The sequence below is a fragment of the Thaumasiovibrio subtropicus genome (assembly GCF_019703835.1).
GTDB classification, from domain to species: domain Bacteria; phylum Pseudomonadota; class Gammaproteobacteria; order Enterobacterales; family Vibrionaceae; genus Thaumasiovibrio; species Thaumasiovibrio subtropicus.
Map to the genome: position 1 here is coordinate 744591 of NZ_AP023055.1, position 15106 is coordinate 759696.

17 protein-coding genes are annotated in these 15106 nt (G+C 45.6%); 11 read left to right on the forward strand and 6 right to left on the reverse strand.

The window, feature by feature from the left end:
- Window positions 1-265: 265 nt before the first annotated feature.
- Entirely contained in the window at window positions 266-715 is a 450-nt protein-coding gene (locus TSUB_RS19680) for a GNAT family N-acetyltransferase (RefSeq protein ID WP_087021154.1), read from the forward strand.
- Window positions 716-993: 278 nt separating this feature from the next.
- Complete coding sequence (gene hppD, locus TSUB_RS19685) at window positions 994-2067, forward strand: 4-hydroxyphenylpyruvate dioxygenase (protein WP_246616521.1); 1074 nt, start codon at window positions 994-996, stop codon at window positions 2065-2067.
- A 179-nt stretch (window positions 2068-2246) separates the two neighbouring features.
- Here the strand turns inward: hppD and TSUB_RS19690 are convergent, their stop codons facing one another.
- On the reverse strand, window positions 2247-3284 hold the full coding sequence (locus tag TSUB_RS19690) for a Preprotein translocase subunit SecY (RefSeq protein WP_087021149.1): 1038 nt from the start codon (window positions 3282-3284) through the stop codon (window positions 2247-2249).
- 578 nt (window positions 3285-3862) lie between these two features.
- Here TSUB_RS19690 and TSUB_RS19695 point away from each other — a divergent pair.
- The 6 genes from TSUB_RS19695 to TSUB_RS19720 all read left to right on the forward strand — a co-directional run bounded on the left by TSUB_RS19695 (window position 3863) and on the right by TSUB_RS19720 (window position 7434).
- A complete protein-coding gene (locus TSUB_RS19695) occupies window positions 3863-4105 on the forward strand; it encodes a DUF2960 domain-containing protein (RefSeq protein ID WP_087021145.1) in 243 nt (80 codons plus the stop codon).
- Between the two features lie 31 nt (window positions 4106-4136).
- The gene (locus tag TSUB_RS19700) at window positions 4137-4490 is read left to right on the forward strand and encodes a DUF2750 domain-containing protein (RefSeq protein WP_087021142.1); all 354 of its coding nucleotides are present in this window, start codon (window positions 4137-4139) and stop codon (window positions 4488-4490) included.
- Window positions 4491-4568: 78 nt separating this feature from the next.
- Window positions 4569-5168 carry a pentapeptide repeat-containing protein gene (locus tag TSUB_RS19705; protein WP_087021139.1) on the forward strand — a complete coding sequence of 200 codons (600 nt, stop codon included), beginning with the start codon at window positions 4569-4571 and terminating at the stop codon, window positions 5166-5168.
- Window positions 5169-5271: 103 nt separating this feature from the next.
- The gene (locus tag TSUB_RS19710) at window positions 5272-5799 is read left to right on the forward strand and encodes an NUDIX hydrolase (protein ID WP_087021181.1); all 528 of its coding nucleotides are present in this window, start codon (window positions 5272-5274) and stop codon (window positions 5797-5799) included.
- A 103-nt stretch (window positions 5800-5902) separates the two neighbouring features.
- Window positions 5903-6511 carry a TetR/AcrR family transcriptional regulator gene (locus TSUB_RS19715; protein ID WP_087021178.1) on the forward strand — a complete coding sequence of 203 codons (609 nt, stop codon included), beginning with the start codon at window positions 5903-5905 and terminating at the stop codon, window positions 6509-6511.
- 74 nt (window positions 6512-6585) lie between these two features.
- Window positions 6586-7434 carry an alpha/beta fold hydrolase gene (locus tag TSUB_RS19720; protein ID WP_087021136.1) on the forward strand — a complete coding sequence of 283 codons (849 nt, stop codon included), beginning with the start codon at window positions 6586-6588 and terminating at the stop codon, window positions 7432-7434.
- 84 nt (window positions 7435-7518) lie between these two features.
- Here TSUB_RS19720 and TSUB_RS19725 read toward each other — a convergent pair whose 3' ends face one another.
- Entirely contained in the window at window positions 7519-8397 is an 879-nt protein-coding gene (locus tag TSUB_RS19725; RefSeq protein WP_087021133.1) for a 6-pyruvoyl trahydropterin synthase family protein, read from the reverse strand.
- 285 nt (window positions 8398-8682) lie between these two features.
- Between TSUB_RS19725 and murQ the strand changes: the two genes are divergently transcribed.
- Window positions 8683-9585 (forward strand): N-acetylmuramic acid 6-phosphate etherase, encoded by a 903-nt coding sequence (gene murQ, locus TSUB_RS19730; RefSeq protein ID WP_192867846.1) that lies wholly within the window; start codon window positions 8683-8685, stop codon window positions 9583-9585.
- Between the two features lie 92 nt (window positions 9586-9677).
- A complete protein-coding gene (locus TSUB_RS19735) occupies window positions 9678-10550 on the forward strand; it encodes a PhzF family phenazine biosynthesis protein (protein ID WP_087021127.1) in 873 nt (290 codons plus the stop codon).
- 112 nt (window positions 10551-10662) lie between these two features.
- Here the strand turns inward: TSUB_RS19735 and TSUB_RS19740 are convergent, their stop codons facing one another.
- Both TSUB_RS19740 and TSUB_RS19745 read right to left on the reverse strand, forming a co-directional pair.
- A complete protein-coding gene (locus TSUB_RS19740) occupies window positions 10663-11520 on the reverse strand; it encodes a universal stress protein (protein ID WP_087021124.1) in 858 nt (285 codons plus the stop codon).
- Window positions 11521-11532: 12 nt separating this feature from the next.
- Window positions 11533-13014 (reverse strand): SulP family inorganic anion transporter, encoded by a 1482-nt coding sequence (locus TSUB_RS19745; protein WP_087021121.1) that lies wholly within the window; start codon window positions 13012-13014, stop codon window positions 11533-11535.
- A gap of 407 nt (window positions 13015-13421) precedes the next feature.
- On the opposite strand from TSUB_RS19745, the gene TSUB_RS19750 reads away from it, so the two are divergent.
- Window positions 13422-13643 (forward strand): hypothetical protein, encoded by a 222-nt coding sequence (locus tag TSUB_RS19750; RefSeq protein WP_087021119.1) that lies wholly within the window; start codon window positions 13422-13424, stop codon window positions 13641-13643.
- A gap of 153 nt (window positions 13644-13796) precedes the next feature.
- Here TSUB_RS19750 and TSUB_RS19755 read toward each other — a convergent pair whose 3' ends face one another.
- Both TSUB_RS19755 and TSUB_RS19760 read right to left on the reverse strand, forming a co-directional pair.
- A complete protein-coding gene (locus TSUB_RS19755) occupies window positions 13797-14360 on the reverse strand; it encodes a YceI family protein (protein WP_087021116.1) in 564 nt (187 codons plus the stop codon).
- Window positions 14357-14893, reverse strand: a complete 537-nt coding sequence (locus TSUB_RS19760; protein ID WP_087021113.1) for a cytochrome b — start codon at window positions 14891-14893, stop codon at window positions 14357-14359. The genes TSUB_RS19755 and TSUB_RS19760 overlap by 4 nt, the downstream gene beginning before the upstream one ends.
- Between the last annotated feature and the right edge of the window lie 213 nt (window positions 14894-15106).

Consider the following 15106-nt stretch of genomic DNA (forward strand, 5'->3'; position numbering starts at 1 on the left):
CCTCAAAAAGACTGAGGGTAAGTGTACCGTTTTGTGATGTATGTCGCTATAGAAAAAACGCCAGGAAATTGATGATAAGTTTATGAAATCATTCAGAGGTTTGTTATCGAAGTTGGTGGTATATGTTTCATATATGTAACGCTGTGTAATATTGTAAATGATGTTTACAGATAGTCACAAAAATAAGAAATTGGATGCGGTTACTCTATTTTATTTCTGAATCAAGGCTAATCTAGGTAATGAAAGCCAAGATGGAGGAAAGACTATGAATCAAAAAGTATTAACGATCAGTGAGATTCAACAGTTTGAGTTCCCCTGTGCCGTCCAAGTTTGGGTGCAATCTGTACGCGGCCAAAAAGAGTGGGAAGATAAAAAAGAAGTGATGTCTTTTCGCCGCCTATTGTTACAAGATTATCTGCCTACGTTGACCTGTTTAGCGATTCGAAATGAGCGTCAGCAGATCTTGGGTATGGTCGGTATCGCAAATAAACAAGTCTTTCTACTCAGTGTGTTACCAAACTATCAACGACAGGGCCTTGCAAAACGTTTATTGGACTTTGCGATAGACGAGTATGGTGCGCATAAGGCTGAAATTCCCGCAAAAAATGAAGCCGCATTGGCTCTGTTTCATGCTCAAGGTTTCTATAGTGTCGCTCGACATGACAAAGACGCATTGAATAGGGAAAAGCCTTGGTATCAAATGATTTATTTTTAATTAGTACATTTTTTCACTCTTCCTGTATTGGTAATTGGACAAAGTGTCATTTGACGCTTTGTTTTCGTTTTTGTTCAGCGCAATAAATATCAGTTCAAGGTCGCCGTGTGTATTTCCTATCGCAGGTTTAATGACTGTCAATAATTCTTGACGTACAAAATTGACATTCTCTATTATGATAAACCGGTCAATAGCTGGTGCTTTTCAATAACTTTGCCTAAAAAAAGTAAATAACGCGTCCTATGCGACGATCAGTTTATAAAAATAAGGGGCAGAGAATGCACGCACTGAATGCTAACCCAATGGGGACGGATGGCTTTGAATTTGTCGAGTACACAGCGAGTTCCGCTGATGGCCTAGAGGCATTAAAGCTGCTTTTTTCTCAGCTTGGCTTTGCTGAGATAGCCTGTCATCGTCACAAGTCGGTGTGGCTCTATCGTCAGGGTGACATCAACTTTATTGTTAATGGTGAAAGTGTCGGCCAAGCCAGCGCCTTTGCTGCACAACATGGTGCCAGTGTCAATGCATTGGCCTTTAGAGTCACTGACAGCCAACAGGCATTAACTTACGCCCTCTCGCAAGGGGGAGTTCAGGCTCCCTATCAGTCAGGCCCGATGGAGTTATCGATACCCGCGCTAGAAGGTATTGGTGGCGCCTATCTCTACTTGGTCGATCGATATGGTAGCGATGATATTTACAGTATCGATTTCGAATACTATCCGGATTGGCAGGCTCGACTGGTAAAAGCGAACTGTGGTCTCAAAGTGATTGACCACCTCACACATAATGTCTTTCAGGGAAACATGGATAAGTGGGCGGGCTACTACGAGAAATTAGCTAACTTTAGCGAGATTCGCCACTTTGATATTAAGGGACAAGCATCTGGTTTGCTTTCACGAGCGATGACCTCACCATGCGGTAAGATTAGAATCCCCATTAATGAGTCGCATGATAATAAATCGCAAATCGCCGAGTATTTAGACCAATACAAAGGGGAGGGTGTACAACACATCGCGTTGGCTTGTGACGACATCTATAGTTCAGTGCAAGCCCTTATCGCCAATGGTGTGCAATTTATGTCTACGCCTGATACTTACTATGAAAGCATCGATAAACGTTTACCAGGGCATGAAGAAGATGTGGCTAAACTCAAAGCTCTCGGTGTGTTAATTGATGGTGATACATCGGGCACACTGCTGCAAATTTTTACTGATACAGTGATTGGCCCAGTCTTTTTTGAATTAATTCAACGTAAAGGTAACGAAGGGTTTGGCGAAGGTAATTTTCAAGCCCTCTTCGAGTCCATAGAGTTGGATCAAATTCGAAGGGGAGTATTGAAAGTCGATGAGTAAATGGGTTTGAAGCAATCTACTCCAATATTTAAGAAAACGCTGTGTCTATTCGCAAGTACGTGGCAACCATTTCACGTTGCCACTCTTACTTATATACGAAATCCACCTCAATATGCTTGTTCAGCGAGAATTTCTAGGTTTGCCACCAAGGCACTGCTTTGAAGTTCTCGTCGACTACATCAAAAAGCAGATATTTCGCTGCCAACCCACTTGTAATGGTGATTCGGCTTTTGGGTCACCCAACCGGCATCCATTAACTGTGTGAAGAGATGATCGACTTGTTCTTGGTTGAGGGTAAGGGACTTGGCTAACGCTTTTTTCTGACAAGGCACTTCACCATCAGCCAGTAAGGCGACAGCGTCTCTTACTATTTTGTCTTCAAACTGATGCGGTTGTGTTGGTTCGTCTTTTAGCTCAGGCGTGTTAGCTATGGTGCCATGAGATATTGAAGACTGAGTATGTATTTCTGAGTTGGCCTGTTGCCGTAGGTAACTATCTCGGAACCTCGCTTCTTCTCCCAGCAAGCCAACAAAAAAGGCGGCAAACAGGTCGAGAAGTACGGATAAAAAGATCACTAGTGCGAGTTTAGCGGTGTTAATGTCAGTGTTGATGCTATGCGCTAAACCTTCGATCAGGCCTAAAACTGAGCCTTGACGATTAACGGGGAGGCTATCTCTCTTTATGCCGAGTGCTAAAATTTGCTCTTGGATCGCTTGGTTTTCACTTTGAATGCGGGTTAACCCTGTGGCGAGCCGATCTAACTCAATGTAACGTTGAGCGGCTTGGTTGTTTAACATCACTTGCTCTTGTAGTGCAGCGATTTGAATATCGTAGTTGTTGGTTTGGCTAGCGGCAAGATGAGCTTGTTGGGTGATAGTGTTGGTGGCGCTGTTAATACCTCCGATGCTGCCGCCTATGGAGATAACCGCAAGCACGGCATAGAAAGTGACAGCAACGAACGCGCCACTGTAGTTGCCGTGTGCCCGTCGCTCACCAAATTCATACCAAGCAAAGAATTTTCCAAGCTCAAAGATCACAGCGAGTGATCCAAAGAGCAGTTTCATATCTAGGTTGTCGTCTAGCGATAAGAATAACAGCAGTGAAAAGATGATAGATGCAAGGATGGAAGCGCCGGTAAAACTGTAGGCAACCAGCATCGCGAACTTGCCTTTCGGTCGGCGTTGAGAAAATTGGGCAGAAGTCTGTTTTTGAGTCATGAGAGGTACAAGGTTGAAAATTACTGCGGCATGCTATCGAGTTTACAAAATGCCTGTGAGCGCGCGAGTTTACGGACATGTGACTGGATGTCCAACTTTTTTCTTCTCTTTAGCTGATAGTCACTTTGTTTCTCGACTCTAAGGGAAGCGCATCCAATCAATGGTTTGTTTAATCGTATTTAAAATGGAAGAGTGCGTTTCAACGTGCCTTGAGCACGTAGCGAGAGATAATTTGAGTCATTGAAGTTAGCACCATGGCATAGTTAGGGGTTATCAACAGTCAGCTTGGTGATCGATCTACAGCAGTGACGAGTGGGTGATTGTAACATTTCGGGCGGTGAATAAAGTGCCTAAACTGATGAATTTAGAGCTGAATGCATAGTGATTAATTGCATACTATTTGTGAGAGTATTCGTCAAAATGTCATCTGAGTGTAAAGTTATCCCCAAAATCAGTGGATAACTTTGGGGAAAATAGTTTCGTAAAAGCGGATCTTTCTTTAGATCAAAAACAAAGGGTGTTCTGATCCAAGTCAGTGTAAACTTGGTGGAGAAGAATCACTTGCCAAAAGGCGTTGTATGGCACGTACATTGGTTTACACCTTTAAGAACGAAACGAAATCGATTCCGTTTAGTTATCAACAGCATCGAACTATCCAAGAGGCCGCCGCCGCCGCTGAAGGGCTCGATATTAAAGACTTTCTCGAAATGGAACAGCAGATCGAGATGGTGACGAGAGATGCGAAAGCGGTACGGAACTACCGCGACAATTATTTCCGCGAGTTAGGGTTTAGCAAAATCACCCTAGCACCGAAAGATTAACCCTACCTAAATGAGTATACGAGAACATACCATGTCAAAATTAACCGCAGATATCGCTAAAAATGTTGAACTGTTTTATGCGCAAACCAGTGAAACAAAGACGGTTTGGGGCTTGTGCAATGAGGAAGAAGGTTGGTTATCTGTTGACTCGAGCGAGTTTGAGCAAAGCGAAGTCATGCCATTTTGGTCTGACAAGGCAGATGCAGAGTCACACTGTGCTGACGAATGGGCCGAGTTCACTGCCACTGAAATTCCTTTGGATGTGTTTGTTGAAGATTGGATGATTACCTTGTCTGAAGATGGCGTTTTAGTGGGTTTAAACTGGAACGATAAGCTTGAAGGTAGCGAAACAGAGCCAACAGATGTAGCAAAAGGCTATCTATAAACTTGCCTGTGTGAACTTTTTTGGTATTTATATTGAGGAGAGCCCTGTGTGGCTCTCCTTTTTTATTAGGATTTCATTATGCTCACTATTGAAAATAATCAAAGCTATTATGATGAGGTGTTTAGACAAGTTGCACTGTCCGATGAAAAACGCGAAGAGATAGAGTTTGAAGACTGTGAATTTGTTGACTGTGATTTCTCGCGTACAACATTTAAACGATGTCGCTTTCTGAATTGCCAGTTTTTGCGCTGTAACCTGAGCCTGATTGCTCTGCCAGCAACACGGGTGTCAGAATGCGATTTTGCGGATTGCAAGTTAGTTGGCGTGGATTGGACGCAGGCAGACTGGCCCACTTATATTCATGATCATGAACTTAAGTTTCGTCGCTCTATCCTCAACGACAGTGCGTTCTTTGGGTTAACTTTACACGCGTTAGTACTGGAAGAGTGCAAGTTACGTGATGTTGATTTTCGCGAAGGCGACTTTACCCATGCATCAATGACATACTGTGATTTTAGCGGTAGTCAGTTTATGCGTACGATACTGGCGTCTGCAGATTTGACTGAATCTACTGACTATTGCATCAATGTGCTGGAGAACCGCTTATCGGGGGCGAAGTTGTCTCGTTTTCAAGCGCTCAATCTATTGGAGAGCTTAGGCATCGAGCTGGTAGATTAATATGTGTTATTGATTGCCATTTCCGATAACCTTGCTAGGATGCTTCCTTCGTTAAATCTTCGTAAAGGAAATACCCTCTGTGAGTGCCATCTCCCCAGACGCATTGCCACTTTTAGCTTCTGTGACGCATCCTGACCTTAGTCATGATCTCGGACGCTGTTTCACACGGCATTCGACACGCGCAATCGTTATCCGTGGTGACAAAATCTTGCTGCTCTACACCGCGCGTTATGATGACTATAGTCTTCCAGGCGGCGGCGTCGATGAAGGCGAAGCCATTGAGGCTGCGTTTGTACGTGAGTTGATGGAAGAGACGGGAGCGAAAAATGTCCGAAGTATCGTTCCTTTGGGTATTTATGAAGAGTTTCGACCGTGGCATAAACCTGAGTTTGATAGTGTCCATATGCTTTCTTACTGCTGCTATTGCGACATTGATGATGAGCTGGGTGACACAGCGTTTGAAAGCTATGAAATCACCAATGGCATGAAGCCTGTTTGGTTATCAATCGATGACGCTATTGCTCATAATGAAGCAACGATTGCGGGGAGCGATAAAAAAGGACTGTCCGTTGAGCGAGAGCTCTTTTTACTGCGTGCCATTAAAAATGATAAGCGCAGAGTTGCAGCTTAACTTTTATATTGTGAGGGAGAAGGCTGCCTGCCATGACTGGTTCGACCTCAAATGCTTTGCAAAAAAGAACGAACGTGCTTAAATTAAATTTATGACTGATCGAATGAGTAAGAAAGCGCTAGAGACTCGTCAGCGTATTTTGGGGATCGCATTTGAACATGCCAGTGAGCATGGGCTAGAAAGCTTGACGATTGGTGAGTTAGCCAAGTTAGCGGGCATGTCAAAAAGTGGCTTGTTCTCTCACTTTCAGTCGAAAGAAAATTTGCAAATCAGTGTGTTAGAGTACGCGGGAAATGCGTTTACAGAGCGTGTTGTACAGCCTGTTAGGCGCAAAAAGTATTCCACGGTGCGTGAAAAACTAGAGGCGTTATTAACACAGTGGATGGCTTGGAACCACGCATTCCAAGGATCATGTATGTTCTTAAACGCTTGGCGTAGTGGAGATGCACCGGAAGGGGATGTGCAAGCCGCACTCGAAGGCTTAACGTCACATTGGTTAGAGTATTTGAACCGTCAGTTCGAAGCGGGCGTTGCCTCTGGGGAGTTCCTTGAAACCCTTGATTGTTGGCAAACTGTCTATCGTTTGTATGGTTCATATCTCAGTAGCCAGCTTTTCTACTCCTTGCGACTGGAAACAGAAAGTCGCGATCGTTTTTGGCGAGAGGTAGAAAAGGTGCTGGATGAGGTATCGCGAGATAAGACAACACACTGATTATTGATGAGCAGCGCCGTAAGGCGTTTCTTTTTGGAAAGTAATGGCACGGTCGTGCTTTTTAAGGATTCACTATGAGCAGTAAGATTTACTTTCAGTCATCGAATGGCCCTAGCTTTCGTCGTACCATGGTAAATACTGTGACAGGGTTGCATCACCTTATAGCCCCCCGTCATGCTGAACGCATGGCAAAAAAGGTCTTTTTGACACCCGCTAAGCTCAAGAAAGCCCCAGACGCACCTCAGTCGGTGCGAGAAACACGCTTAGAGACATCCGAAGGAAAGGTGGCTGTCTATCGCTTGGGTTCAGGGCCTACCATACTTCTCAGCCATGGTTGGTCAGGCGCCGGGAGTCAGTATTTCCCCTTGATGGATAAAATCGCATCTCTTGGCTTTACGGCCGTAACGTTTGACCACGTTGGCCACGGAAAAAGTGAAGGGCGAATTGCGTCATTGCCCGCATTTATGGCGGTCACTGAGGCGGTGTTGGATACCTGCGAGCATGTCGTGGGCATCATTTCTCATAGTATGGGCACGGTAAGCAGTTTGGAGAGTCGGCATAAGGTGATGGAATCTGTGCCTCAGCTCTTAATTGCACCTTCACTTAACTATATCGAAGATATGATGGCCACCGTGCAGCGTTCTGGTTACTCAATGAAGCTTTTCCAGCATGTTGTCGATGATATAGGCGCCCAATATAAGATCCCGTTTGAAAGCATTGACCCGATGCAACGTCTTTCTCAACGCGAGGTGATGACGCATATTATTCATGACAAAGATGACCGCTTTGCTAAGTATGAGCACAGTGAAAAAGCGTCTGCTATGCGCAATGTGACGTTAGTGACAACGACGGGACGGGGTCATGGTCGAATTATGCAGTGTGAAGAGATCATGGTGCTGGTCGAGCGTTGGTTAGCATCATAACGAAATGAAACAAGCGGGCTAAGTGAGGCCCGCCTGATTGTACTCAAACCAGCTTAAGATATTTGCTTAGCGAGAATCTCTGCCTTATCGAAATGCCATGGCACCTTTCCCCACGCCTTCATAAGCAACAATTTTTAGCGATTGGCTTGGGATAAGGTGAGTTTTCACTTCGTCGGCGATATAGTTGGCGAGCAATTCTACCGTAGTATCGGTTGGTAAAACCTCGGTTTCTGATTTGGCTATAGCAAGTTCGAACTCGCCTTGAGGTGCGGTATATTTAAATCCGAAATGTGACTTGTCTGAAATCTGTGCCGCATTCTCACTGAGGTTTAACGCATCGACAGCGACTCTGTCTTCCTCTGTGCCAAGGTAGATGTCTTGCCATCTTTCCGCGAATGCATGCTCGAGTGCGTTGTCCCGTTGTTCATCTACCCAGATTTCTATCGGTGAACGGTGTCCGTGCGCAATCCGTTGGCAGTTACCATCATGCTTTTTTAGGCCGTGCGTGTAGTGATAAAAAGCGCCTTCAATGTCTTCGGTACGCAGTGTTAGCGTTAGCCCAGTGACATTGCTAGGTAGGTTGCTTCGTAGCACTTGATACAAATGTTCAGTGACGCTCTCTTTGGTTATCGTCTTGTCATTGACCAAGCAGTACGCCTCTTCTGGGCAGTGTAAATGAAGACTTCTTTCTCCGCGCAACATATCAAGCGTTGCATAGCCGGGCTTGCTCGATTGGTAGGTGATTGCATCATTCTGGATTGGCACAAGTAGACGGTGATCGACATTAGCGTCGACCAATTGTTTAATCTGCTTCTTAACACGCCCAAAATCCAACACCATACTCATCTCATTCAACTCCCCTGATAGGGTGACATCCAGTATCCAACTTTCACCGACGACACCACGCTGCAAACAGAGGTAGGAAGAATCGATGACGGTGAGGTCTCTTACGAATAGGTTCAAGTTGAACTCCTTAGTGCTTAAATGAGATACGGGAGGCCAAATAAGAATTCAGCAGACACTTCGTCTCATTGAGTAGATTGATATTGATACGGTAGAAAGATACGCAGGATGTTATAACAACGCATTAAAGTCCACCTTTTTGAAACTGTTCGGGCAATAAAAGAACAAGTTGATGATGCACTTTACCTTGAAGCGTCGCGCAATCGATAACGTCTTCTTTGTTCGAATATTTTCTTGGTTAACCGGTGTTTGAGTATAGAATGTTGCCGGATAGGGAGAGGAATGATGACAGTAGACTTAAATACAATGATCACAGAAACACGTAATCCAGCCAGTGCGAATATCGATGTTCTGAGCACCGAGGATATGCTGAAAGTGATCAATGATGAAGATAAGAAAGTCGCGATAGCAGTAGACGCTGTTTTGCCTGCGATTGCGCAAACGGTGGATGCGATTGCTACCGCGTTTGCAAATGGAGGGCGGCTTATCTACATGGGCGCAGGTACATCAGGCAGACTGGGCATTTTGGATGCGAGTGAGTGTCCGCCTACATTTGGTACTCCCTCAGAACAAGTTGTTGGCCTTATCGCTGGTGGTCATCAAGCTATTTTGAAAGCGGTTGAAAATGCGGAAGATAACCGAGAACTCGGACAGCAAGACCTGAAGGACATCCAACTGAGTGCAGCGGATGTATTGGTGGGCATTGCAGCGAGTGGACGCACGCCCTATGTCATTGCAGGTATGCAGTATGCGAAGACTGTGGGTGCAACGGTTGCCTGTATTTGCTGTAATCCCTCTGCGCCAATGACGGAGGTCGCTGATATTGCGATTACACCTGTCGTGGGGGCTGAGGTTGTGACCGGCTCTTCTCGAATGAAAGCGGGTACGGCTCAAAAGCTTGTTTTGAACATGCTGACTACCGGCGCCATGATCAGGTCAGGCAAGGTTTACGGCAATTTAATGGTCGATGTGGAAGCAACTAACGCTAAGTTGGTTGAGCGGCAAAAGAAAATCGTGATGGATGCGACGGATTGTCGTCGTGAAGAAGCGATCGTGGCGTTGGAAGCGGCAAACGGTCATTGCAAAACAGCAATCGTGATGATTTTGGCAAATGTCTCTGCGGTAGAGGCTTCCCAGTTGTTGGCAGCGAATCATGGATTCACCCGTGCTGCTATCGGTGAGTGCTAACCCGAAAATAGTAACGAGGACGGTAGTTTCAGCTATTGAGGCGTTATTAAAGTAAAAAGAGTATATAACTTTGCATGGAAGGGTAGTGAGTAGTGAAAATAAACGCATATTTGGTGAACTCTTTCACGATAAAAGGGACTGGCGGAAACCCAGCAGGGGTTGTATTAAATGCTGATGGTCTTTCTTATCAAGAAAAATTAAAAATAGCGCAAGCGGTAGGATTTTCTGAAACCGCATTTGTCTCTCAAGATAATGTGGCTGATTTTGCGGTCTCTTTTTTTACCGTAACGGAAGAGGTCGATTTTTGTGGTCATGCAACACTCGCGACATTCTCAACCTTATTCAAACTGGGAGAGATTATACCGGGGCGCTATACACAGCGTACGAAAGCGGGATTGCTTACCGTGGATGTTGAAGCTAATGGTCAGGTTATCATGGAGCAAACGTTGCCTGAATATTTAGGGGTTTTGGAGTACGAAGCGATTGCGCCTCTGATTGGTATCAATGTTGATCAACTTCGTTCGACGCAACTGCCAATTGAAATAGTTTCGACTGGGCTACGTGATATTATTGTGCCTGTTCCTTTTGGTTGTTTGGATACGCTAATTGTCGATAATGAAGGGCTGAGTGCGTTTAGCCAAGCACACGATGTTGTTGGGATACATGCGTTTGAAATGAATGAGGAGGGTAGCGCTATCACGGCGAACTGCCGTAACTTTGCGCCCTTGTTTGGCATTCCAGAAGAATCAGCAACAGGCAGTGCGAGTGGCGCATTGGCCTGCTATTTAGTGAAGCATGTGAAACGTTCGAATGTGCACCGTTTTACTTTTGAACAGGGGCGTGCAATGGACCAAGCCTCACTTATCTCAGCTTGGGTCGCATCGCTAGATCAAACTGTACAAAAGGTCAAAGTGGGTGGTTTTGCGACAGAAATCGGTCAGCAGGGTATTACTCTTGAAGGGTGAAAGTGAGAAAGGTTGCGCTTGTCTTTTGTACTTTCTGGTATTTTCATGGCCTTGTAAAGTGGCCATTCTTAAATAGAAAAGGGACGCTAAATTGCGTCCCTTTTTGTAGTTACTAACGCAGAAGTAACATGGAAACCGGTGATGAACCCATGAGCTTGGTCGTTGTGCTACCAACGAAGAATTGGCGTATGCGCGAATGGCCGTATGCGCCCATGATGAGTAAATCGATGTCATGGGTTTTAACGTAATCGACCAGTACGCTCTCGACATCACCGGGGCACAGTTCCGCGGTGACATTGACGCCACGGCTCTCTAAATCGGTGAACTCGTCTTTAAGCGCAGCGTTATTCGATAATGTATCTTCAGCCACCATCACAAGGTGACATTCGACTTCTTTAAGCAGGTTAGTGGTGCAGAGTAGCTGTAACGCTTTTTTGGCTGTGTCGCTACCATCAAAGGCGATAAGTACTTTCTTTGGCACATTGAAGTCTGGTACTGCAACCAAAATCGGATGATGTTGCGTGCGAATAACGTGTTCAAGGTGAGAGCCGATATGGCTGTCGGGGTGACGTTCAACCTCAGCGCCCTCGCGGCCAATGACGAGTAAGTCCATACTCTCATCGAGTTCTTCGAGTGTTTCCACCAAGTCACCATGGCGCTGTCGACTCTCTGTCTCAATATCACTGACTGCGGCAATACGCTGGCTTGCTGCCTCTAGCATTACCTTGCCTTGTTGAAGTGCTAACTTAGAGCGTTGGGCATCTAGCTCAACCAATTCTTCTAAGAGGTTTTCACGGCTACCTAATCCGATTGCACCTGAAAGATTTGCCTCGGAGACATAACCCTCACGGTCAAGCACATGGAGAAGAGTAATTGGGCTATCGATATAGTTGCTAGCCCATGCTGCTGCGTCACACACAGCAGCAGAGGAAGCAGAGCCATCAATGCAGGCAATGATTTTTTTTGACATAACAGTCCCTGATTAGTGTCCGCCGAGAAGCTTTTCCACTTCTTCTGGCTTGTCGTGTACCCCGAAGCGGTCAACAATGGTTGCGCTTGCTTCATTCATACCGATAAGCTCAACGTCTGTCCCTTCACGTCGGAATTTGATAACAACCTTATCGAGTGCAGTCACTGAAGTAAGATCCCAAAAATGAGCAGCACTTAGATCGATAACGACTTTGTCTACAGCTTCTTTGAAATCAAAATATTGCGTGAATTTTGCTGAAGATGCAAAGAAAACCTGTCCCTTAACAGTATAGGTTGTGAGCGAACCATTTTCACTGCGATTACAATCAACTAGCATAAAGTGGCCGACTTTGTTGGCGAAGAATAGCGCTGCCAGTAGCACACCAGCCAATACACCGTAAGCAAGGTTGTGGGTGTAAACCACCACAGCAACGGTCACGACCATGACGATGGTGCTCGATTTGGGATTGGTGCGTACTTTGAGGATGGAGTCCCAAGAGAAGGTACCGATCGAGACCATGATCATTACGGCGACGAGGGCTGCCATTGGGATTTCAGCAACGAAGTCACTAAAAAAGACAACGAGAATAAGCAACAGTACCCCAGCGATAAGCGTAGAGAGACGCCCACGACCGCCTGACTTGACGTTAATTACCGACTGTCCAATCATTGCACAACCAGCCATGCCGCCCATCAAACCTGAGAAGATATTCGCAAGGCCTTGACCTTTACATTCACGGTTTTTGTCGCTGTTTGTATCGGTAAGATCATCAACGATGGTCGCTGTCATCATCGACTCAAGCAGGCCAACAACGGCTAGACCAGCAGAATATGGGAAGATGATTTTCAACGTCTCAAGATTCCACGCTACATCTGGCCAGAGGAACATAGGTAAGGTGTCTGGGAGTTCACCCATGTCACCGACTGTTCGAATATCGAGATCGAGCAACAGGTATAAGCCAGTCATGACCAAGATACACACGAGTGGTGACGGGATGGTTTTATTGATGTAAGGGAACAGATAGATGATGCCCAAGCCACCCGCCGTCATGGCATAAACATGCCAAGTTACATTAGTGAGCTCAGGTAACTGGGCCATAAAAATGAGAATGGCCAGTGCGTTTACAAACCCAGTGACAACGGAGTTAGAGACAAAACGCATCAGATTGCCCAATTGCAAATAGCCTGCAATGATCTGTAAGACACCGGTTAGCAGTGTTGCTGCAAGTAGGTATTCTAAACCATGGTCTTTCACTAACGTCACCATGAGCAATGCCATGGCGCCAGTAGCGGCAGAGATCATCCCCGGACGGCCACCAACAAAAGCGATGACGGTCGCAATACAGAATGAGGCGTATAAGCCAACTTTGGGATCGACACCTGCAATGATAGAGAAAGCAATCGCTTCAGGAATGAGGGCAAGAGCAACGACAATACCTGATAGTACATCGCCACGTACGTTTCCGAGCCAATCCTGGCGCTGAAAAAGTCGCATGATTTGTCCTAGTAAAGTGGATGTTGAAAAAAGGTTTGTTCTAGTTGTTCCACATCACGCTGTGTGATGTGGCTCACTAAAAATATTCGGTGGGGATTGGAACATACTTCAATCGGGGTTACAACATGCGAGTAACATCAAAAGGCGTAAACTCATTCAGTGAACCTGAATGACATTTACTCAAGCCACCTCAAAATGCATGAATCGGGCTAGTGAGGCGCTGTTTTTATCTACTTCAGTTGAATAGTAGGGGTGTTTCGACATGGCAGAGCTGTGCTCAGAACACGATCTTGCTTTACTGTATTGAGTGTGACCCAGCTCTTCTTTTTTACCTGCGTTTCCGTAACTGTGCTATATGTCATTAATACTGACTGAAGTGTGTGTGATGTTGACACAGGAGGTACACAATGAAGCAGATAAAGATCACTGCCGCGCAACGTGAGCGATTAATCGATTACGAAAATGCGGATGACTCGCCTGATATGCGTATTCCGATCCCCGCTGATGGTCATGCCTTTCCGAGCGATTTTTGCTACGCAGAAGAAGAAGGGTACGTGATTGATGAGTCTGCCTATGTGTTTGCAGAGCGTCGAAAGTTTAAGTGGGAAGATGATGAGATAAATAACTGACGCCAGGTATCTAGTCAGTATCTGCTGGTATCGCAGGTGAAGCGAAGAGAAAAGGGAACATCAGCTCCACCTGCGGGCAGCGTTATACGCAAGCATCTTGAGATAGCTTGAGTCTATACCCAAGCTCCTTTTGCTAGCTTGAGTATAAAAGCACTACTTTTTAATACCTTCTACATGGAGATCAAGGATGACGTAGCTAGACGTCCCCATGACAGGGATATTGAAGTCAGCGAGCTCAAGACGCGTCGTGCCAGTGAACCCTGCACGATACCCACCCCAAGGGTCTTGACCTTCACCCACTAGCTTCGCTTCGATAGCGATAGGTTTGGTGACGCCATGCAGTGTCATATCGCCATTAATGACGAAGTTGCCTTCGCCTTGATCTTCGATGTCTGTGCTCTCAAATTTGGCCGTTTTAAATTTGCTCGCGTTGATAAAGTCGCCACTGCGGATATGCTTATCACGCTCTGCGTGGTTAGAATCCAAGCTAGTTGTATCAACGGTAACCGTTAGCTCTGACGCTTCTACATCGTTAGCATCGTAGCTAAATTCGCCTTCAAAGTTGTTGAAACGGCCTTTAATAAAGCTGTAACCAAGGTGGCTAACAGTAAAGTTAACCGATGCGTGTGCGCCTTTGGTATCAATAACATAATCCGCGGCTAAGGCAGATGTTGAAAGTAGAGTGCCTAGTCCCAACGCGATAAGTGATTTTTTCATTTTCCTTTAACTCCCAACATTTTTCTTAGTGTGTTGTCTTTATTGATGAAGTGGTGCTTTAGTGCTGCAAGTGCATGAAGGCTAGCGAGCCCAATCACGGTACAAGCAACGTAGAAGTGTACTTGGCCAGCAATATCGGCTTGGTTTGGGAAAAACTCCCCGGCGCCCGGCACTGCAAACCAATCAAATACGTCAATGCTTCGTCCGTCAGCGGTGGAGATCATGTAGCCTGAGACGAACAACACGAAAAGTAGCAGGTAAAGCGTGTGGTGGGCTGCTTTGGCTGCCACTACCTCGTAACGTTTACCTTCTATCTCTGGGTGTGTGGTAAAGCGCTTCCAAACAAGGCGTACAATGGTCAATATAGCGACGAGAATACCGATTGATTTATGCCAGTGGGGCGCGGTGCGATACCAATCACTGTAGTAGTTTAGTTCAACCATCCAGAGGCCTAACGCAAAAAGCCCAATAATGGCGAAAGCGGATAGCCAGTGAATGCTGCGAGTGATGAGGTCATATTGCTCTGCTTTCATGTAGATTGCTTTGGTATTGAATGATGCAAATATGTTAGCGAGTTATTGCTTAAAATGGCAGCGGATTGTTTGGAACAAGTTGTTAGAATATTTTGAATGAGATCGCTGTTAAATTGTGTTTATTGTCATTAAGGTGTTGTTATTTATGGTTCAAATGCATGGGTGATGGTTGATTGTTGTGGTGATTGAATGCTGTGGCTGAGATTGGTTGAC

Excerpts from the sequence above, each read along its gene's own strand:
- TSUB_RS19680 (WP_087021154.1), top strand. The coding sequence starts at position 266 with ATGAATCAAAAAGTATTAACGATCAGTGAGATTCAACAGTTTGAGTTC.
- murQ (WP_192867846.1), top strand. The coding sequence starts at position 8,683 with ATGACAGTAGACTTAAATACAATGATCACAGAAACACGTAATCCAGCC.
- TSUB_RS19715 (WP_087021178.1), top strand. The coding sequence starts at position 5,903 with ATGAGTAAGAAAGCGCTAGAGACTCGTCAGCGTATTTTGGGGATCGCA.
- TSUB_RS19745 (WP_087021121.1), bottom strand. The coding sequence starts at position 13,014 with ATGCGACTTTTTCAGCGCCAGGATTGGCTCGGAAACGTACGTGGCGAT.
- TSUB_RS19720 (WP_087021136.1), top strand. The coding sequence starts at position 6,586 with ATGAGCAGTAAGATTTACTTTCAGTCATCGAATGGCCCTAGCTTTCGT.
- TSUB_RS19700 (WP_087021142.1), top strand. The coding sequence starts at position 4,137 with ATGTCAAAATTAACCGCAGATATCGCTAAAAATGTTGAACTGTTTTAT.
- TSUB_RS19705 (WP_087021139.1), top strand. The coding sequence starts at position 4,569 with ATGCTCACTATTGAAAATAATCAAAGCTATTATGATGAGGTGTTTAGA.
- TSUB_RS19690 (WP_087021149.1), bottom strand. The coding sequence starts at position 3,284 with ATGACTCAAAAACAGACTTCTGCCCAATTTTCTCAACGCCGACCGAAA.
- TSUB_RS19695 (WP_087021145.1), top strand. The coding sequence starts at position 3,863 with ATGGCACGTACATTGGTTTACACCTTTAAGAACGAAACGAAATCGATT.
- hppD (WP_246616521.1), top strand. The coding sequence starts at position 994 with ATGCACGCACTGAATGCTAACCCAATGGGGACGGATGGCTTTGAATTT.
- TSUB_RS19750 (WP_087021119.1), top strand. The coding sequence starts at position 13,422 with ATGAAGCAGATAAAGATCACTGCCGCGCAACGTGAGCGATTAATCGAT.
- TSUB_RS19755 (WP_087021116.1), bottom strand. The coding sequence starts at position 14,360 with ATGAAAAAATCACTTATCGCGTTGGGACTAGGCACTCTACTTTCAACA.
- TSUB_RS19760 (WP_087021113.1), bottom strand. The coding sequence starts at position 14,893 with ATGAAAGCAGAGCAATATGACCTCATCACTCGCAGCATTCACTGGCTA.
- TSUB_RS19740 (WP_087021124.1), bottom strand. The coding sequence starts at position 11,520 with ATGTCAAAAAAAATCATTGCCTGCATTGATGGCTCTGCTTCCTCTGCT.